Origin of the sequence: Kribbella ginsengisoli (assembly GCF_039537185.1) — a bacterium.
In the GTDB taxonomy this organism is placed as follows: domain Bacteria; phylum Actinomycetota; class Actinomycetes; order Propionibacteriales; family Kribbellaceae; genus Kribbella; species Kribbella koreensis.
Window position 1 is genome coordinate 116,171 of record NZ_BAABAA010000018.1, and the last position, 19,935, is coordinate 136,105.

The 19,935-nt window shown below is 68.7% G+C and carries 10 protein-coding genes; 1 reads left to right on the forward strand and 9 read right to left on the reverse strand.

Going from position 1 to position 19,935, the window contains the following annotated elements:
- Window positions 1-56: 56 nt before the first annotated feature.
- From ABD768_RS38730 to ABD768_RS38765, 8 genes are all read right to left on the reverse strand, one after another.
- A complete protein-coding gene (locus ABD768_RS38730; protein WP_344849275.1) occupies window positions 57-476 on the reverse strand; it encodes a hypothetical protein in 420 nt (139 codons plus the stop codon).
- Window positions 473-1,078 (reverse strand): hypothetical protein, encoded by a 606-nt coding sequence (locus ABD768_RS38735; protein WP_344849277.1) that lies wholly within the window; start codon window positions 1,076-1,078, stop codon window positions 473-475. The genes ABD768_RS38730 and ABD768_RS38735 overlap by 4 nt, the downstream gene beginning before the upstream one ends.
- The gene (locus ABD768_RS38740) at window positions 1,038-3,911 is read right to left on the reverse strand and encodes an RHS repeat domain-containing protein (RefSeq protein WP_344849328.1); all 2,874 of its coding nucleotides are present in this window, start codon (window positions 3,909-3,911) and stop codon (window positions 1,038-1,040) included. The genes ABD768_RS38735 and ABD768_RS38740 overlap by 41 nt, the downstream gene beginning before the upstream one ends.
- Window positions 3,911-6,136 (reverse strand): SpvB/TcaC N-terminal domain-containing protein, encoded by a 2,226-nt coding sequence (locus tag ABD768_RS38745; protein WP_344849279.1) that lies wholly within the window; start codon window positions 6,134-6,136, stop codon window positions 3,911-3,913. The genes ABD768_RS38740 and ABD768_RS38745 overlap by 1 nt, the downstream gene beginning before the upstream one ends.
- 25 nt (window positions 6,137-6,161) lie before the next feature.
- The gene (locus tag ABD768_RS38750) at window positions 6,162-12,812 is read right to left on the reverse strand and encodes a LamG domain-containing protein (RefSeq protein WP_344849282.1); all 6,651 of its coding nucleotides are present in this window, start codon (window positions 12,810-12,812) and stop codon (window positions 6,162-6,164) included.
- Window positions 12,813-12,980: 168 nt separating this feature from the next.
- Window positions 12,981-14,600, reverse strand: a complete 1,620-nt coding sequence (locus ABD768_RS38755; protein WP_344849284.1) for an amidase — start codon at window positions 14,598-14,600, stop codon at window positions 12,981-12,983.
- Window positions 14,600-14,902, reverse strand: coding sequence for a hypothetical protein (locus ABD768_RS38760; RefSeq protein ID WP_343966516.1), 303 nt, complete (start codon window positions 14,900-14,902; stop codon window positions 14,600-14,602). The genes ABD768_RS38755 and ABD768_RS38760 overlap by 1 nt, the downstream gene beginning before the upstream one ends.
- A 391-nt stretch (window positions 14,903-15,293) precedes the next feature.
- On the reverse strand, window positions 15,294-17,936 hold the full coding sequence (locus ABD768_RS38765; RefSeq protein WP_344849285.1) for an MXAN_6230/SCO0854 family RING domain-containing protein: 2,643 nt from the start codon (window positions 17,934-17,936) through the stop codon (window positions 15,294-15,296).
- 457 nt (window positions 17,937-18,393) lie between these two features.
- On the opposite strand from ABD768_RS38765, the gene ABD768_RS38770 reads away from it, so the two are divergent.
- Complete coding sequence (locus tag ABD768_RS38770; protein WP_344849287.1) at window positions 18,394-19,635, forward strand: MFS transporter; 1,242 nt, start codon at window positions 18,394-18,396, stop codon at window positions 19,633-19,635.
- An 83-nt stretch (window positions 19,636-19,718) separates the two neighbouring features.
- Here ABD768_RS38770 and ABD768_RS38775 read toward each other — a convergent pair whose 3' ends face one another.
- Window positions 19,719-19,904, reverse strand: a complete 186-nt coding sequence (locus ABD768_RS38775) for a DEAD/DEAH box helicase (protein ID WP_343966524.1) — start codon at window positions 19,902-19,904, stop codon at window positions 19,719-19,721.
- Window positions 19,905-19,935: the final 31 nt, after the last annotated feature.

Consider the following 19,935-nt stretch of genomic DNA (forward strand, 5'->3'; position numbering starts at 1 on the left):
GCGCCAGCTTGTGCAGGCATGATCGCCGGGTTCGCGACAGAAAAGTCACAGAACTCTCATACCGACCGGTCCTGGCCGAGCCGCTTGCGGGTGCTCCCGACGAGCCGCATGAAGTCCGGATCCAGCGCGGCCAGCGCGGGTCCGAAGCCGTCCTGCTCCAGCATCCGGACGATGTTGCGGTCGATCGTCTCCCAGCGCCAGTCACCGTCCGCCTCACGGACGAGCCGCCCGAGCACGCCCAGGCAGCGTCGTACGACCCCCTCCGACCCAGGCAGCGAGGGCCGGAGCAGGTCCAGATAGAGCGCGTCGGCCACCTCGGCGTACCCCGGCGGCGTCAGCTCCCGGCTGTACCGGATGGCGTCCTCCACTTCCTTCGCCAGCAAGCCGGCGAGGAGCGGACGCGCCTCCGGTACAGCCATCCAGAGCCGATCAGCGAGGTCCGAGCCGAGGCTCAGCGCCATCCGTGCGTCGGTCAAGCCACCCCTCCGACCTGCGGATTCAGGTACTGGTCACAGATGCCGGCCATGTCGAACACACAGAACCCTTCCATCATCTGCTGCTTCGGGCTCGCTCCGGGCGTCGGGCCCCGGAAGATGTCGATGGCTATCGGTACCACGGACAGGAAGCCCATTCCCCGCAGGAACCCACGGGTCGTCGCGCCCTTGTTCTTGTAGACCGGACTCCGGCCGACCGGATTCTCCGGCTTGTAGTACTGCGCGTCGGTGACCTTGGTGTAGGCCATCTTCTCGGACGCCTTCTTCAACGGCTGCTCGAACTGGTCCTTGCGCCCCGGCTGCGAGTTCGTCGTCCGGGTCACGACGCCACGGCTGTCGGGCTGGTTGAGCGCACCCCACAACTCCTTGGCCTCGTTGATCGCGATGTTGCGTTCCTCCCCGCTCAGTAGCGAGCCGCCCTTGCCGCGGGCGATGTCGTCCTCGTCGATCAGGTCCACCAGGCCGGCGAAGTCCTGCGCGACCGACACGTCGTGGTAGATGCCGTGCGTCGCCCGGCCGGTCAGCAACTCGTTGCGCAACGCGTCAGCGCTCTTGCCGCTGCCGATCCAGTTCTTGTCGCTCACCTCGGCGTAGATGTGGTTGAGGTGATTTCTGCAGCTTCTGGTTGGTGACAGTGGGCTTCGGCGCCTTCGGCTTCTGCTGGATGTCCGGGATCTCGATGACCGTGGCAGGGGTCGGCGGAGGCGGCGGTGGTCCCGCGTGACCGCAGATGCAGAAGCTGCGACCACTGGGATCCGAGTACGTGACCGGATTGTTGTTGGAGTACGAGTACCCCTGCAGTTGCTGCGGGTCGGCCAGATCCATCACCGGGTCGACCGTGATGAACCGCCCCGTCGACGCCTCGTACTCCCGGGCGCCCAGATGGGTCAGGGCAGTGCTGTCGTCCTCTGTACCGCCGACGAAGCCCTTGCTCCCCGGGAAGTCGACCTCACTCCCCCGGGTCTCACCGAACGGTGTCTGCCACCGCCGGACCACTGCCTGCGAGTCGGCGCCGATCGCGATCGTCCCGGTGCCCTGGTGGTCGGAAGCGGTCCAGGTCAGGCCGGCCCCCGTACGGACGGCGATCGATTCGCCGGCGTGGCTGTAGTACCTGGTTGCGCGCAGTTGCCCGGTGGCCTCGTCGAGCCGCAGCTCCTCGCCGTTCAGGTAGAGCGTGCGCGCGCCCGGGTCGCGGCGGACCAGCCGGTTGCCGTCCGGGTCGTAGAGGAAGGTACTGCTCTTCCCCGCCTGGGTTGCCTTGGCCAGGTGGCCCTCGACGTCCCACTCCAGCGTCTGGCTGGTACCGGCGACCTTCCGCGAGGTGGTGTTCCCGGCGACGTCGTACCCATAGTCGTCAACACGATCCGCGCCAGTGCCGGTCGTAGTGACCGAGTTCAGTCCATGCGGCCGATCGGCACCCGCAGCCGGGTAGGCGTAGGTCTGGGTCGTGTTGCCGCCGGCAGCGTGCACGGTCTTGGTCTTGCGATTGCCGGTCGCGTCATAGCTGAACGATTGCCAGTACGGCGCCGGCCCGGCGAGCGCGGCCGTCGAGGGGTCACTACTGCAGCCACCACCCGGCGTCCAGGCTTCAGTGAGTCTCCGGAGGTAGTCGTACCGGAAGCACTGCACGTCGGCCGGCTTGTCCATCGCGGTATCCGAGATGGAGGTGATGTTGCCCGCCGGGTCGCGCTGGTAGTTGAGGTCAGCCTGCATCGGCTGGGTGACCTCGGCGTCGACGATCGTCCGGTTGAGCCGGCGGCTGCTGTCGTCGTAGTAGTTCGACAGCCAGGCCCGCTTGTCCCCTTCACCGAGCTGCATCCGCTGCAGCTCGCCGTACCGGGTGTACTCCGTGTTCTGCGCGTACTCCACAGTCGACCCGCCCATGCCGCCGTACGTGCGCAGCGGATGGCCGAGGTCGTCATACGTGTGGTTGAGCGTCTCCGCCGCCAGGTCACCGGCAGCCGGGTACGTCGTACTCGCCAGCGACCCATCAGCGTTGTACTTGCTCGTGCTGGCGTAGGACCCGGCCAGCTGCCCCTCTGCCTCGGGGATCGTGATCGTGGTCGTCGAGGGCTGATCCAGAGCGGTATAGGCATCGACGGAGACGGAGTACGCCTGCCCGTTGTCGTACCGGGTAGCCGTCGCCAGCTGTCCCTTGCCGTACAGCGCCGTGTCGTAGGTCCACTTCGACAGCACCGTGCCGTCCGCGCTCCCCGACCGGACCGTCAGCCGCCGGCCGAGCGGGTCGTAGCTGGTGAACAACTTGTTGCCCCTGGCATCGGTCAGCTGGGTGAGCTGCCCGGCCGCGTCGTAGACCATCGTCGACGCGCCCTTGTCCGGGTCGTCCGTCCGGACCTGGTTGCCGGCCAGGTCGTACTTGTACCGCCACGTGTTGCCGGCCGGGTCCTGGACCGTGCTGAGCTTGCCCGTCCGCGTGTAGGCGAACTTCGTCGTGTCGAAGCTGGTCGCCGTCTTGTGCTGCCGGTACTCGACCGTCTGCCCACGAGCGTCGAAGATCGAGGTGGTCGGGGTGTCCCCCTGCGGCGGTGTCACGCTGACCCCGTCACCCTCGTACTTCGTCGTCGTCCGCCACTTCTCCTGCACCCCGGCCTGGTAGATCCGGGCGACCGTGCGACCGGCGCCGTCGTACTCCGTGACCGAGAGCCCCGGCACATCGGCGTCACTCGACGTCCACAGCTCCGCGTCGACCGCGCCGTCGTTGTAGTACGGCTGGGTCTGCTTCCAGATCCGCCCCTGCGAGTCGTACCGGGTGTCCGTGATCAGGCGCCCGCCACCCACCGCCGGCGCCTGGGTCTGCCGCAGTCGCAGCAGCCCGTCGTAGAGCTGGTTGGTCGTGACGAAGCGATTGTTCGGGCCGAGCGTCGTCTCGGTGACGACCGTGGGCGCGTCGTTGCGGTACTGGTAGCTGAAGGTCTGGCTGGCCGGGAAGTTCGACCGCGGCCGGTTGGCCGGCCAGATGGCGATGACCCGGCCGAGTGCATCCACACTCGTCTCGGTCTTGCGCTGGTTCGCGTTCACCGTGAGCACGCCCAGACCCCAGGCAGGGTCCAGCGTGGTCGTCGTGGCGAATCCGGCGGGGTCGGTGATCACCGTCTTGGTCGCCGGGCCGCCGGTCGCCGGGGTGTAGACGGTCGTGGTCACCCGATCGAGGGCGTCGGACTTCGCCGTCTCCCGGCCGTACACGTCGTACGAGGTCGTCGAGGTCGAGTACGACGCCGGTCCGGTGGCCGGCCGGTCCACGAGCCGCTCGACCTTGGTCGCGTTCCCGACCGTCGGTACTACGCCACGTGCGTGGCCGTCATAGCTGGTGTAGACGTCGGAGACCGCGTCGTCCGGGAACACCGGCGTCTTGTCGCAGGCGACCGAGACCGTCTCGGCCCGCGACGGAAGGTCCATCAGCCAGAGGTCGCGGTTGCGGACGTACGTCGTACGGACGCATTTGTCGTCGTCGGCCTTGGTGACGTCGCCCAGGTCGTTGACCTCGATCGGGACACCGAGCTCGTCGTACTTCGTCTCCGTCTTCGTGGCAGCCAGCCGCGATCGTTGTCGAGCGCGGTCATCGTGCGCGACGACGCGGAGTCGACGATGTAGGACTTGAAGTCGCCCCGGATCGCCGTCGGACCCTGCCACACCGGTTCGTTGATCGTCTTGCTGACCACCTGGCCGGTGTCGCCGAGGTAGCTGATCGTCTCCAGCAGGAAGCCCTGCAGCCAGTCCTCGTCGTGGTGCGTGCCGTTCTCGGAGTCCTTGACGTCCACGGTGCGCGTGCCGTTGGCGAGGTGGTCGCCGTTCATCCCGCGGTAGAACCGCTGCTCGGTGACGACCTGCGGCCCGGACGGGTCGTCGGCCGTGCCCTTGCGGATCTTGACCCGCCCGAAACCACGGAACTCGTTCCAGGTCTTCTTGTCGGCCGGCACGAACTCCGAGTCGTCGTAGTGCCAGGCGGCGCCGTCGAGGTACTCGTAGCTGGTGATCTGCATCGGGTTGGAGCTGATCCGGTCCGACTCGGTCACCGATGCCACGACGTACTTGTTGAAGTAGTCCGTCCGCTCGGCGTGGTTCTTCTTCGTCCACCGGACCGGGAAGCACCGCAGGGTGTTCGTCTCGGCGTTGGTGGGCGGCGCCAGGCAGTCCGGCGCCGCGTAGTTGATCGAGGTCACGCCGCCGGTCTCGGAGACGATGCCGGTGATCCGGTAGCGGATGATCGGCGCGAGGTCGTCGGCCTGGTAGACGCGGTTGGCCAGCTTCGCGCCCTCGAAGGTGACCGGCGGCAGCTCGACCGGGGTCGCCCCGGCGAGGCCGGTGTGCTTGATCGACTTCAGCCAGAGCGCTGCCTTGCCGCCGTCACCGGGGTCGGGGAACTGCTGGTCGAGGGTCCACCGATCCACCTCACCCCACGACGATCCACGCCAGATCGAGGTGGTGATCGTCGACAGCCGCTGGGTGCTCCAGAAAGTCGGCCAGTAGTGGTCCTTGCAGGTGGCAGCGTCGCAGCGGTCCTCGAGCGCGACGTCCGGGAAGTTCTCCGGCTTGTCCAGCGTGCAGGTGCTACCGGGGACACACCGGTACGCCGTTGCGAAGTCGACCCGGCCGGTCGGCTGGCTCGACGCGCTGGTGTGCAGGCCGTACTCGATGTTCTTCAGCCAGCCGCCGCGGACGTACTCGACGCCCGGGTCCTTGAGGTTCTGGCCGTACTTGTTGGTCTCGGTCTCGTAGTTGTAGAGCATCACGTTGCCGTGCGGGTCGACGACCTTGTCGAGGTTCCATCGCCAGGCCTGCTTGCAGGACGACTTGTCGAAGGTGTCCCCGTGACAGGGCTCGCCGGTGTCGTCGCCGTACACGGGAACGGTCCAGGTCGACTTGGAATCGGACCGGGAGCCGAAGTAGTACTGCGTCCCGTCGGTCCCGGTGATGCGCCAGTACTCGCCGTCGGCGTCGCTGTTCGAAGCGCCGGTCAGCCGCTCGATCCGGGCGCCGTCGTCGCGCTTGTTGCGCCAGCCGTCCTTGCCCAGGATCAGGGTGCCGCCACCGCCGCCGTACGACGCGGTCGCATTGTCCGATCGCCAGCACAGGTCGGGGGTGTTCTGCCCCTTGGTGCTGCCGTCCTTGTCGTCGGCGCAGCCGCCGTACGAGCGCTCGACGAAGCCGGGGTCGAGCGACCAGCCGTCGCCGACCCAGGAGGCCTGGTTGTTGGTCGCGCTCGTCCGCCCGTCGACGGCCGACGAGGCGTAGCTCAGGGCGAGGTTCGGCTCCAGACCGCCAGGCGCGGGCGGTACCCGCAACGGGTAGTTCCAGGTGAAGTCACCGGTCTGCGCGGCGACGTCCCAGGTCGCCGAGGGAGCCAGCGGCGTCGCACCCGACGTGCTGCCACCCTCCTTGGCGCTCCCCGCCGCGGGCTGATCGCCGTGCAGCTGGCGGCTGGTGGCTTCGTCCACCGGCCGCGGTGCCATCGACTGCTTGCCGACCGGTACGGACGGGACGTTGGTCAACGGGACGGTCGGTCCGGTGGCCGCCGCGGCGATCGACGGACCGGCCGCCTGGGTCACCCCGACCGCCACCATGATCGAGGCCATCGTCAGCGCGACCGATTTCTGGGCGCGCGACAGTCTGATACGGCGCATGTTCTTCCTTCCGGCGAGACGCTGGTCAGGCGAAGATCGGGGCAGTGGCGGGCAGTGTGGTGAGGACGAAACCGAGCTGCTTGTCGAGCGTGAAGCCCTCACAGTTCTGCTGGAGGGAGACGAACTTCTCCCCGTTGATCGCACACCGGTAGATCGGCTGGCTGGTCAGCCCGGCCGGTGCCGCCGGCCAGATGTTGCCGGTGGCACCCAGTACGGTCTTGCCCTCGCAGTCGGCCTGGTCGGACAGGAAGTTGTCGACCCCGTCCCGGCAGGCCATCAGCGGTTCCGTTCCAGCAGTGGCTGCCTTGGCCAACCAGCCTTGCGGGCCCTCGAAGCGGTAGCCCGGATTGACGTCGAACGTAGTACTGAGGTGATCGACAGCGGTCGGACTGTTGTACCTGGCCAGCCGCCCGTAGGCGAGCGTGTAGCCAAGTACCTCGGTCTGCGTCCCGAGCCCCTCGCAGTCGGACTGGAGCGAGTCGATGCCCGAACTGCAGTGGTACAGCGGCAGCGTCGACAGGTTGGTCGGCTTCACGGTGTACACCCGGCCGAAGTCCAGCACCTTGGTGTTCTCCCCGGCCGCCACCGGCGCTCCGAGCGACCGCTCGAAGTGGTAGCCGGCCCGGACCGGAGCATCGGTGCTCCCGGTGTAGCGATCCCCGGCCGCGTTCAGGAACCGGGCGATCTGACCACCGGGCGGCTGCGGATACACCGCCCGCAAGGCGATCTCGTCATCGGTGACGATCCCCTGCTCGGTCCGTACCTCGTCGATCAGGCCGGTGAAGTAGTCGGCCGGTGCTCCGTTGACCTTGGCCCGGCCGATCGTCAGACCGCCCCAGGCGTTCAGCACGGTCACGTCGTCCTTCGTACCGGCCAGCTCTCCGTTGACGTACAACCGCAACTGGTGCGCCGCGTAGTCGTTCACCGCGACGAGATGCGTCCACTGGTTCAGCACCGCCGGCTTCGCGGCCACCGCGTACTTCGAGGCCGCCCCGTCCGCATCCTGATCCGCCGTACCGAAGACCCAGCGCGCCTGTCCCGGCCGGTACTGCAGGACGAACCCGCTCATCCGGTCGCCGTCCTGGGCCATCACCGTGGCGACCTTGTCGGCACGCGTCAGCTTGGCCCAGGCCGAGACGGTGTAGCTGTCCCGGGGCGGAGCGTTCCAGTACTGCGCTGTCGCAGCACTCGCGCCGTCGAGTTGCAGCGCCTGCCCACCGACCTGGCCGACCGGGTACGCCGGCGTGCCGCTGGTCGTCGTGGGGTTGTTGCGGAACGACCAGTCCCGGGCCGTGCCGTCGTCGAAGCGCCAGAAGCCCATCATCGCGGCCGCCGGGGCGTCATGCACCTTGCGCATCTCCCCGTCGGACAGTGCCCGGTTGTACAACTGGACCTCGTCGATGCCCCGCGGGAAGTAGTCGACCGGCCCACCGTTCCACTTGCCCCGGCCGATCGTCGTCGCACCCGTGGAAGCCAACGGGGTGACCCCGACCTGGGCCGCGGACAGCGCTCCGTTGACATACAACTTGAGTTGCTTGAGCCCCGCGTCGTACACGAGACCGACGTGGGTCCACAGCCCGTTGGAGACTTCCTGTGCCGACGTCAGCAGTACGTTGGCGGGGTTGTCCTGGTCAGCCGAGGGGACGATGACCGCCCACCGGTTGAACTGGCTGTTGTACTGCATGAGGAAGCTGCTGACCCGGTTGCCGTCCTGGGCGACGATCGTCCGGTTGCCCTGGCCGGGAAGGGTCAGGTAGACCCACGCGGAGACGGAGAAGCTCTGCGCGGTGTTGAGCACCGGCGCTGCCGTCTCGGCGTACCCGCTGGTGCCGTCGAGCCAGCCGCTCGCCCCGGTCCGGCCGCCGGTCCAGCCGGTGCCGCCCTTCATGGTCGCCGTCTTCCCGTTGCCCGAGGCATCGGCGATGGTCGTGCCGGTGCCTTCGTCGAACTTCCAGTAGGCCGCCGGGTCCTTCGGCGCGACCGGCGTACCGCCACCAACCAGCGGGTACGACGCGTACAGCGCCTCGATCCGCGACTTGTCCAGCCCACCGGTGTAGACCCGGACGTCGTCGATCTGCCCCGGCCAGTACTCCGCGGCTGCGCCGTCCACTCGGCCCCGTCCGAGCTGCAGCCCGCCCGTCGCCTTCCACGGCTGATTCAGTGTGCCGTCGCCCTGCCGGGTCGCGTTGACGTACAGCCAGATCTGCTGCGCCTTCGCGTCGTAGACGCCGACCAGATGCACCCAGTTGTCGAGGTCGGACTGCACCGCCGAGACGGCCGCCTTCGTCACCGTGCCGTCGGCCTCCGGCATCTCGAACGTCCAGGCGCCGAACAGGTTGTTGTCGACGTCGGTCACATGGCCGAGCCGGAACTTGCTGGTCGCACCGCCGTCGAGGCTGACCGCGGTCAGCCGGCACTGGAACTCGGCACCGGGGTCGCAGATCTTGCGGAGCTTGACGAACGCCGAGACGGTGAAGCTCTTCGAGGTGTCCACGTCCACACCGGTCGTGGTGGCCGAGTCGTCCACTCCGTCGAAGTCGAGCGCGTTGCCCAGGTGCCCGGCCACGTGGCTCGCTCCGGTCAGTGTTCCGGCGCGGGCGCCGACCGAGTCTGCCGCGGCGGTACCGCTCGGCTCGTCCAGACGCCAGTTGTGCGCCAGGGTCAGATCCCGCCCGGCCATCGCGCGGATCTCGTCGGCGAACAGCACCCGGCTGTAGACGTTGACGTCATCGATGGAACCCGGGAAGAAGTCGACCTTGTCCCCGTTGCCCCAGGTGGCCCGGCCGATCTGGACAGGTCCGGCCGCATAGTCCCAGGTGTGCTTGTAGGCCTGGGTCCCGGCGAGCACGCCGTTCACGTAGATCGAGATCAGTCCAGCTGACGCGTCGTACACGCCGGCCAGGTGGGTCCACGCCCCCAGCTGCGGAGCCGGTCCGGTCGCTCGGGTCTCGGTGCAGTTCCAGCTGGCGTCGCAGCTGCGCATCGCGACCACCCACTTCTTGTCCCAGGCCAGGTGCATGTTGAAGGCACTGATCCGGCCCGCGTCCTGGGAGACCACCGCGGCACCGTGGGCGTCGGAATCGAGCCGCACCCAGGCGGTGGCCGAGAAGCTCTGCTTCAGGTCGAGAGCGGCCGGCGCGGAGACGTGCGCGGTGGTGCCGTTCAGCTTCAGCGACAGGTCGCTCGGCGCGGGGTTGGCCGTCTGGCCACCGGCCCAGGCGACGCCGTCGCCGAGGGTTCCGTTCAGTGCCGGGGTCCGGCCGGAGGTGTCGTTCGCGTTGCCGTCGAGCTTCCAGCTGCCGGCCGTGACGTTGCTTCGGGCAACAATTCCCTGGAGCTCGGACTCGGACAGCTCACGGTTGTAGGCACGCAGGTCGTCGACCGAGCCCAGCCAAGGACCGGTCAGGGTGCCACCCCACTTGCCCCGGCCGACGGTCAGCGGCCCGGTCGCGTTGAAGCCGGCGGTCTGCGCGACGGTACCGGCGAGCTTGCCGTCGACGTACAGCTTGATCTGGTGGGCCTGCGCGTCGTAGACACCAGCCACGTGAGTCCAGACGTTGAGCTTCGCCGTCACGTTGGACAGCACCTGGGCATCGGCCGCACGCGGTGTGCCGGTGTCCGCCGACGGGGACAGGAACTCCCACTTGCCGACGCCGCTCACGGTGCGATAGCTGAGGAAGAACGCGCTGTTCACGGTCCCCTCGGCCGACATCGCCACCAGGGCCTGGCCCTCCGGCGGCGCCTGGGTCAGCTTCACCCAACCGCCGACGGTGTAGCTCTGGTCGGTCCGCATGACCGGTCCGCTGGTCGCGGCGAAGCTGTTGATGTCGCCATCCAGCTGTACTGCGCCACCCACGGCACCGCCGCTCGTCGGACCGGTCAGCGTCGCGTGGCCGTTGAGCACCAGGTCGGAGCCGCCGTCGACGTCGTTGCGGGCGGTGGTACCGGGCAGGTCGTCGAACTTCCACTGGCCGGTACGGACGTTGTCGCGACCGACCGAGGCGCGGACATCGGCGTCGGTCAGCGCCCGGTCGAAGACCTGCACCTCGTCGATCGAGCCCTTGAACCAGTCGCCGAAGTTGCCGTTCCACTTGTCCCGGCCGATCGTCAGCGGACCGCTCGCGTGCCAGGCGTAGTTGGCCGGTACCGGCGCTTCGCTGACCTTGGCGCCGTTGATGTACAGCCGCAGCTTGTTGGCCTGCTTGTCGTAGACGCCGGTCACCTGACTCCAGGCACCGATCGGCAGCGCCGGCCCCTGGGCCCAGACCGCGTTCGGGCTGTCCTTGTCCTCGCTGGTCAGCTGGAAGGTCGTCTTCTCACCCTCCGCGCGGTAGTTCAGGTAGAACGAGCTGACCCGATCGCCTTCCTGGGTGGCGATCGCGGCCACCCCGTCGGTGACCGGCAGCGACTCCGGCTTGACCCAGGCGGACACCGAGAAGCTCTGGTCGGTACGGACCGCGCTCGGCGCGGAAACCGAGTCGTCGAACCCGTCCAGCCGGATCGCGTTGCCGAGCGCGCCGGTACCGTACGTCGGTCCGCCGGACACTGTCCCGTCGTGGTCACCGAGGAACGCGGTGTCGTCCGCGTTCCCGTCGAACGGGTACTGCGAGTACGCGCCGTTGCCGGCCCGGACGTAGATGTGGTGGGTGGTGACGGGGCTCTTGTTGCCGGCCCGGTCGACGCTCTGCACGAAGATGTCCTGCGGACCGTCGAAGTCCGGGGTGAACGTCGCAGTCGCCGGTCCACCCAGCGCGCCGGTCGCATCGACCGAGTTGTCCGGCGGGTTGACCGTTCCCCACAGGTAGTGGTCGACGTCCGCCGTGCCCGCGTCGGGCAGGGGCTGCGATGTGCGCTCGAAGGTCAGCGTGTCCGGTACGCCGACGCCGCCGTGCCAGCGGTTGTCCTGACGGTAGAGCCCGGCACTCACCTTCGGTCCCGAGGACGGCGCCGTCTTGTCGACGATGAACGGACCCGGCCCGTGCACGAAGGCGCTGGACGCCAGGCGCTGGCCGTCGTCCTCGTTGGTGTCCCAGCCGCGGACGTACCACTCCATCGTCTTGCCGTCAGTCAGGTTGACCGTGGTGTCATGCGTCGCGCCGTTGGCCTGCAGGCTTCCGTACCGCGTCTCGAGGGCGCCGTTGGTGTAGATGTCCCACTGCGGCAGCACGCTGTTGCCGTCCGGGTCGGACAGCCCGGCGATCAGCCGGATCGAGTTGCCGGCGAAGTACTGCTTGCCCGCGCACCACTTGCAGGGGCTGGCCAGCGCGGGGTCGGTACGGACCGAGCCGGGCGTGTTCGGGGACGCGTTGAACCTGATCCGCAGCTTCGTGGACGCCGGGTCGTACTTGCGCCAGAACGACGAGTCGCCCTCGTTGCCGGCCTGGATGTAGTACGTCGACAGTCCACCGGGGTTGATCTGGTTCGTCGGCAGCCCGAAGGAGAACGGCTTCCAGCCGCCACAGCCGCCGTTGTCGTTCGCGCGGGGCGCTGAGGCGCCGGCGATCTCGGGACCCTGCGGCATGTTGTTCCAGGTCGTACCGCCGCCGACCGCACCGCTGACGTGCAGCGTGTGCCAGCTGTCGGTGCAGTTGCCGCTGTGCACCACGGCCGTGTCGAGCCAGACGCCCATGATCGCCTTGCCCTGCAGGATTCCGCCCGCGCCGGTGTCGAACTGGAAGTACGAGCGCGCGGTCCCGATGCCGTTGCAGCCGCTGAAGTTGCACAGACCGACCTGGGCGACCGTGTTGCCGCCGGGGCTGGTGTTCGGATAGGCAGTGCCTGCCTTGCCGGAGACGACCGAGGTCCAGAAGTTCTTGTCATAGGTGGCCCAGTTCGGGTCGACCGTGATCGGGAACTTCGCCTTCGGGTCGGTCATCAGCTTCAGGTCCGGGGTGAGGGCGAGCTGGCCGGCCTTGATCTCGACCTTCGCGACCGAGCGCAGCGTGCCCGCGTCCCACATCGCCGACGGCGGTGCGGTGAACGCGATCTGCCCCTTGGCGTCCTTGGCCTCCAGACCCCCGGTCTTCGTCGTCGCGACCGTCAGGCCGGTCGTCTTCAGACCGAGTTCGACGCGGGTCAGCTTCTTGGCCGCTTCCGCGTTCTTGACGACGAGGTGCTGCGTGTAGCCGGAGGCCTCGGCGGTCATCACGAGGTCGACGCCGGGGAGGACTTCCTTGTACGTCGCAGTTGCGCCTTCGAGGTCTGGCGTCGGCAGGTTGGTCGGCCAGGTCAACGCCAGACGCTTGCCGTCCTTGCCGAAGGCCACCAGCGGGGTCGTCTTGCCGCCGCCGGAGAAGCTGACGTCGAGGGTCGCCGCCTTGGGGCCGACCGAGCCGTCGGTACGGCGTACCAGGTCCGTCTCGACGCCGACCCAGGAGTCGCCCCGCTTGACCCGCACGGGGACCGGCGACAGCTCGAGGTTCATCGCGCCGGTCGGGTCGGCGAAGACGGTCTGCTTCTCGGTCCGGAGGTTGGTGACCTCGACCTTGGAACCCTGCCGGCGAGCGGCCGACCGGGCCCCCTGGACGTCGGGTGCACCGGCGACCGCCTTCGGCTTCGGCGCCGTCGCCGCCCCGGCGGTTTGGACGATCGGTGCCATCGGCAACAGCGCTGCCAGCATCGCCACGGTGATCGCTCCGGCGACGCGCCTGCCCAGATATCCCTGCAACGGACCCACGGCCCACCCCTCCAGTCACGGCAGGCTGTCACCCCGACAGCCATCGCCGGAGAGGACGCTAGATGGGCGAGGACCGCGGCGCATCACATTCGACCGACGCTGAAAGGGGGACCGTCGGCAATCGATATCCGGCGCTGCTACCTCACGTCCGGCTCCGAGTTGCGGGCGCTACTGCATCAGATCCGGGACCTCCTCCGCGCGGATCCGGCCACGGTCCTGGCCGATCGTCCTCGCCCGTGCCCCGCCCTGCTGCTCCCCCGGACGGACGCCTTGCGGGTCTTGAGGTCGCCGGTGGTGCCAGTCGGTGAGCGCCTGGTAGGCGGCCGCGACGGCCAGCAACCGCTCCTCGCCGAACGGCTTGCCGCCCAGAATCGTGCCGATCGGCACTCCGGCCGAGCTGAACCCGATCGGTAGGGCCAGCTCAGGGAGGCCGATCGAGTCGAACGGGTTGGGACTGGTCTGCACCACGACATCGCACTGCGCGAACAGGTCGTCGAGCACCCGTCGGAGCAGGAGCACCTTCGCGCGCTGGCCGATCAGGTATTCGTCGGCGCCGAGCAGCGCGCCCTGGAGCCAGCCCGTCACCGAGACGCCGAAGCCACGCAGGTCGGCGCGCAGCATCGGGAGGAACGGCTCGCTGCGTTCGGGGAGCCGGACGTTGTTGAAGGCGGCGTTGGTCAGGACGTCCCATTCGTCGGGCAGGGTGACGTCGACGACGCGGAGGTCCTGGACGTCGGCCAGGGTGTCGAGGGCGGCTCGGCGGGCCGCTGCCACCTCGGTGGTTCCCGCGGTGAAGCCGGGGATGACGCCGACCCTGGTCTTCCAACGGACGCGGACTTTGCGGTTTCGGAGTACGGGGGTGGCTGCGGTGATCAGGTCGGGGACCGGCGGGAGGCCCTGGGTGCGGGGGTCGTTCGGGTCCTCGCCGGCCATCGTGGTGAGCATGATCGCCGCATCCATGGCGTCGCGTGCGAGCGGGCCGGGGTGGTCGCGGGTGTAGCTGAGCGGGACGATGCCGTGCAGGGAGACGCGGCCCATCGTTGGTTTGAGACCGGTCAGGTTCTGCGCGTTCGACGGCGCGATGATCGAGCCGCCGGTTTGGGTGCCGACGCTCGAGGTCGCCATCCGGGAGGCGACGGCAGTGGCGGATCCGGAGGACGAGCCGCCTGGGTCGGTGCTCGGGTTGCCCGGCGTCCAGGCGTTGACCGTGGTGATCCGGCCGTCGGGTGTGGTCGCGCGGGTGGTGGCCAGCGGACCCATCTGGGTCTTGCCGATGACGATGGCGCCGGCCGCTTTGAGTCTGGTCACGGCGGTGGCGTCGAAGGGCGGGACGAACTTCTCGAACAGGTAGGAGTTGGCCGTGGTCGGGATGCCGCGGGTGTAGTAGTTGTCCTTGATCGCCAGCGGGATGCCGTGGAGTGCGCTTCTGCCGCGACCGAGCTGCTTGGCGCGGGCGAGGGCCTCGTCGGCGAGGACGAGGTTGAACGCCTGGTAGATGCCGTCGTACGAGCCGATGCGGGCGAGGTACGCCTCGAGCAGCTTCTCGGGCTTGAGGCGGCCGGCGCGGATGAGGGTGGCGGCCTCGGCGATGGTCAGCTCGGTGATGTCTAGTTGCGCTTCCGGGCGGACGGTGGCGGTGGCGGTGGCTTGTGTTGGCGTGGTGGGCGGGCCGGCGTACGCGATCTCGGGGAGCGCGACGGTGCCGACGGTTGCGACGGCTGCGAGGGCGCTGGCGCGGTGGAGGAAGGAGCGGCGATCGACGCGGGTGTCCTGCGGGGCGTCTTCCATCAGGACTGCCGTTTGATGTCGATGGACGGGTAGAGCGAGGGCGGCGAGAGTTGCTGGGCCAGTGCGGCCCGGTCCTCGTCACCGTCCAGGCCCGGTACGGCGAATTGGTACGCGGCTAATGGGGCGACGGTCGTCCGGACGAAGCTGCGGAGGCCGGCCAGCGCGGTGTCGCGGCCCGGGCTGCCTGTCTCGGGGTCCGGCTGGGTGCCGGGTGGGAGCTGATCGAGATCGATGCCGAGGGAGGCGAGACGCGCGCGGATCATCACGTCCAGCTCGGCGTCGGTGGGTTGGCTCAACGTCACCGGAGTACTCCTCAAGTCTGCGGCGGAAACCTGCAGACTCGTTATGTCACGACATGTGAGTCCCCAGGTTTCGCTGACGTCGCGGCGGTGTTAAGGGTGCACGGGAAAGTCTGCTGCCCGGAGGGAGGGACCGCCAGCCCATCAATCGAGCCCACCTTGCCATCGGCACCGCCGTCCGGCAGGCATCGAGCTGCCCCATTGATGGCCTGGCGGTTCTGCCCCGCCGTCAGGACCCTGTCGGGCCGCTGACCAACCGGGGGCAAGCAGGCGCGGTCACCATGGCCGCAATCGAGCAGACCACCCGCCAGAACGGCGAGTCACTCCCGGCGGCAGGCGCCGCGCCCCCAAACGCTCGACGCCCGCCGTCCCCATCGCTTGGCTGAGCTTGTAGTCAGTGGGTCGGGAGGGTGGCTCGGGTGTCCGGAGCGAGGGTGGTGAGGAGGTGGGAGGCGTCGATCAGGTTGAGGTTGGCCGGGTCGAGCAGGTGGGGGTGGAGGGCGTAGACCTCGGCACCTGACTTGGGGTCGATGTCGCCGTTGACGACCGCGGCGAAGTCGGCGCGGTTGGCGGCGTCGAGGTCCCAGTGGCGGTCGGGCTCCAGGCGCGCGGTCAAGCGGCGGGCGAAGCCGGCGACGTCCTCGGTGTCGCCGCGCAGGTAGCCGACAATCGAGTTGTCGGCGCAGCGGACGACCACCTCGTTGGTACGGGCGGCGGCATGCCAGCAGGACAGCTCCCACAGGCTGACCCGATCACCTGCACCGTGGACTTCCTCCATCGCCGCGGCCATCAGCGCGATGTGACCGCCGTACCGCGCGATGTTGTGCCCGTACCCGGCTGCACTGAGGTTGACGTCGTACCAGCGAAGCTCCTTCGTCCGCAGGTCGATGCCGAACGGCAGCAGGATCTTCGCCGGCCCGGTCAGGTCGAACCGCTCCTCCACCGCCACCGGATCGAACAACCCCGACGGCTGCCGCATCACCCCGACGAAGCCACGCTCCAGATGCTCGAAGGCGACGTCGTTGTAGCTGAACACCACCGGCAGCACGTACCGGCCGCCAACCCGCTGCACCGCGACGAGATCCAGGTCGACGAACTCGGTCGCCCCCAGCGGCAGCGGCGCCGACGTCAGATCACCCGAGTGCACCAACGCGTCCTGATCGAACCGGTACCGCGTGTAGTCGCACAGCCCGACGAACGCCCAGTCCTCATCGAACACCGCCACCGAGAGATCCAGATCGACGCGCCGCCCCTCGGGCTCGACCCAGTGCAGGAAGAGCCGCAGCAGGTCGTCCTCCGGAATCGGCTGCGAACTCCCTCGGGTCATCCGCAGCAACGAGGAGGACGCGCTCCGCTCCGACCCCGGCGCCGAGAGCCGGGACAACTCCTCATCCAGGAACGCCCGGCGCACCCGCGGCAAAGCCGTTGCCCGACGCAACAACTCCCCCACCAGTACGCCGCCCAGCGCGGCGGCCAGCTCGGCCGGCAACGGCTCCCGCTCGTCCACGACGGTCCAGATCCGCGTCGCTCCCCCGCGCGGAAAGAACAGGCGCAGATCGCCCGGCGGCGTACGAACCTGGCCGAGCGCAGCCGTCAACACGACCGGCGAAACATCCGACACAGCGGTCGCGGCAGCCTCGACCAAGGTCGCCTGCGAGTCCCCCGGCATCACCCGAGCCAGCTGCGCCAGTCGCCGCAGCATCTCCCCCGGCCTCGCCCGTAACAACTCCAACGCCAACTCGGGCCGCCCATCCGCCAACGCCCCCTCAACCCGACTCGCGAAGGTGCTCATCACCAGCTTGCTGCCTTCGAGCCGGATCAGCGGATGACGGGCCGCCTCGCTCAACACCGCCCGTCCCGCCGGGGTCGTCGCGTCGAGTTTCGTCTTGCGCAGGACCGCGAAGGCAAGCGCAGCCCTTGGATAGCTCGCGGCGAACTCGAACGGGTGCAGGTTCTCCGCGACCCGCTTCCACGCGCGCTCGTGCCGCAGCATGTCCTCGACGAGCAACTCGACCGGCAACCGATCCAGCCGCCCCAGCACCGTACGCCGAATCGCCCGAGGCAACGATCGCCGTCGCAACGGCGGCGTCCGCAACCCCGGATCCGCCATCATCAGCACGTACAGCAACCGCAGCGCATCCGTCGCCGTCTGCACCAGTTCGTCAACCAACGCAGGGAATCGCGGCATCAACTCCGCCAGCACGACCGCCCGCGTCTCGCGCACCGGAATCACGTCCGGCAACCAACTCGGATCCGCCTCAGCCAGCAACACGGTCAGATCCAACCGGTCGCGCGCCGACAAGGGAGCCCGCCGCGCAAGCAACTCACCCGCCGTACTCCGCACAGCATCCGCCGGCGCAAGCGACAACAACCGCAGTCGCTCAGCCCGCGCAGACCCCGAGCCCGACCCGGACCCTGACGTCGAACCCAAGCCCGAGCCCCGCCCAGACGCAGAGCCCGACCTTGACGCCGAGCCAGATCCCGACGTCGGAGGCTCGTTGGACAGAGGCTCGAGGAAGGGGTCGCTGAGGTCGATGCGGCGCAGGCAGAGTGGGCAGGCGCTGAAGTCGGCGCCGTCCCAGCACGACCAGCAGACCAGATGCGCGCACGGCGAGACCGGGTGGACCGTCTTCGCCTCGCCGCACAACACGCATGGCTGCTCCGGCTCCTGCAGCAACCGGGCGAAGACCCGATCGATGTAGAAGGTCTCCGTATTGCCCGGCACGCTCTCGGGGAACCCACGGAAGAGCGGCACCTGAGACGCGCTCGCACCCGACTCCTCGTCGAGCAGCTCGAGCACGGCTTTGCCGAGGCCGGCCAGCGCGAGCGGGCTCAGGCCGGCGCAGTGGCGATAGAGGTCGGCGGACAGCAGCAGCCCGCGCTGGATGAGGTCGGCCTGCAACGCGGTCAGCCCGGCCTGGGTGCTCAACGGGTGCCGGAGCCACTGCCAGGCGGATCGGCGTACCGACGGGGTGAGCCGGCCCGCGTCGACCAGCCGTCGGCGGCGCAACAGCAGCGCGGCCACAGAGTCAGGCACGGCGAGCCTCCCCGAGGCGCCCGAACGGCGGGCGAAAGCGTCACGGACATGAGCGCCAGGGGCGGAGAGCGGACGCGCTACATGCCTGGTGAAGGAGAAGGAAGCACGTCCAGGAGCCGCCCCTGGCAATCAGAACGCTACCGGGCCCCACCGACAGTTTCTGTGGCCCATCCGGGAAGAAAGTCACCGGACATGAAAGAGGTCCGGCACCAGGGTCGGGGCCGCCCCGCCCAGACCCCGGTACCAGACATCACCAGGATAGAGCGGCCGGACAAGGAGTGCTGCACCGGCTGCCACTTTTGACACTGATCTGCCCCTTCAAACGCCTGAATTCTGCACACCAGTGCCACCGCTGGTACTGACCAGTGATCGAGTGCTCGCTCACCGCAGCCAACCGCCGCGCGCGGGAAAACCCTAGGTCTCACGGCATGGAGGTGTCGCGCTACGGATAGTGGTTATGTTCGAAGGTGTGGCGGATGCGGTGATGGCGAGGGCTCGGTGGCGGGACGTGTTCGGTCATGCCGAGTTCCGTGCCCTGTTCGTGGCCGGCGTGCTGTCCGTCATCGGCGACCAGCTCGCCCGGGTCGCACTGTCGGTCCTCGTCTTCGACCGCACCGCGTCGGCCGGGCTGACGGCTCTGGCCTACGCCCTGACGTACGTCCCGGATCTGCTCTTCGGGCCGCTATTGGCCGGATTCGCCGACCGCTACCCGCGGCGCCGGGTGATGATCGTCACCGACCTTGCCCGCGCGGTGCTCGTCGCCTTGATGGCGATCAACGCGCTGCCACTGTTGGTAATCATCGGCCTGCTGGTCGCACTGCAGGCTTTCGGCTCCCCGTTCAACGCCGCACGGGCCGCAACCCTCCCGGTGGTACTGCCAGACGACCACTACGTCCTGGGCAAGGCCGCGAACGACATGGTCGTCCAATTCAGCCAGGTGCTCGGCTTCGGAACAGGCGGTCTCGCGGTGGTCGCGGTGGGGACCTCCGGAGGCCTCCTGGTGGACTCCGCGACCTTCCTGCTGTCCGCTGCGTTCATCGCTTTCGGCGTACGGTCGCGCCCTGCACCCTCCCAGACCTCCGGGGACGAGCCCAGGCGCAGCTACCTGAAGGACCTCGCCGCCGGAGCATCTCTGGTGGTCCGTACGCCGTCTCTACGGTCTCTGGTCGCGCTGGCCACTGTTGCCGGGTTCTACGTCACAGTGGAGGGCCTGGCGGTGCCGTACGCGGCCGAGATCGGGGGCGGGCCAGAAGCAGCCGGGCTCCTGCTGGCCGCCCAGCCCGCCGGTGCCGTCCTGGGGATGTGGCTCATCACCCTGTGGGCGCCCGAGCGCCGGATGCGATTCCTCGGGCCGCTAGCGATCCTCGCCTGCGTTCCGTTGGTGTTCTGCGCGCTCCAGCCAGGCTTGCTCGTCACGATGGTGCTCTGGGCCCTGTCCGGCGCCGCATCGGCGTACCATCTGCCGGCCAGCGCGAGCTTCGTCCAGGCCGTGCCCGACAAACAGCGTGGCCAGGCGTTCGGTGTCGCGAGCACCGCCCTGCGCTCCAGTCAGGGCCTCGGAATCCTGCTCGCCGGGGTCCTGGGCGAGCGATTCAGTCCGTCGACGGCATTGGCCGTGATGGGCTCGGCCGGTGCATTGGCGGCGGTCGGGGCGGGCACCGCCTGGCGGCGTGCCCGCCGAATTCCGGCCGCTCCGTAAAATCGGTGTAAATCGATTCTCGAAACACCTCACCGGAAATCAGTCCGGCCATCCGTAAAGGGACGGTAAAGATTTACCTTTCGTCACCAGTCGTTACCGCCGCCGGCGGCCGGGACGAACCAGTCGTTGCCGCCGGTGAACCAGTCGTTCCCGCCGCCGGCGAACCAGTCGTTCCCGCCCGTGAACCAGTCGTTTCCCCCGTGGAACCAGTCGTTGCCGCCGGTGAACCAGTCGTTGCCGGTGCCGGTCGTACGCGCTGCCTTGCTCATGATTTCTCGACCCTTCGAAGAGGTGGTTCCG

What these genes read in the sequence shown, in the direction of transcription:
- ABD768_RS38740 (WP_344849328.1), bottom strand. Translation starts at nt 3,911, where the DNA reads ATGGACCTTCCGTCGCGGGCCGAGACGGTCTCGGTCGCCTGCGACAAG.
- ABD768_RS38745 (WP_344849279.1), bottom strand. Translation starts at nt 6,136, where the DNA reads ATGCGCCGTATCAGACTGTCGCGCGCCCAGAAATCGGTCGCGCTGACG.
- ABD768_RS38755 (WP_344849284.1), bottom strand. Translation starts at nt 14,600, where the DNA reads ATGGAAGACGCCCCGCAGGACACCCGCGTCGATCGCCGCTCCTTCCTC.
- ABD768_RS38770 (WP_344849287.1), top strand. Translation starts at nt 18,394, where the DNA reads ATGTTCGAAGGTGTGGCGGATGCGGTGATGGCGAGGGCTCGGTGGCGG.
- ABD768_RS38775 (WP_343966524.1), bottom strand. Translation starts at nt 19,904, where the DNA reads ATGAGCAAGGCAGCGCGTACGACCGGCACCGGCAACGACTGGTTCACC.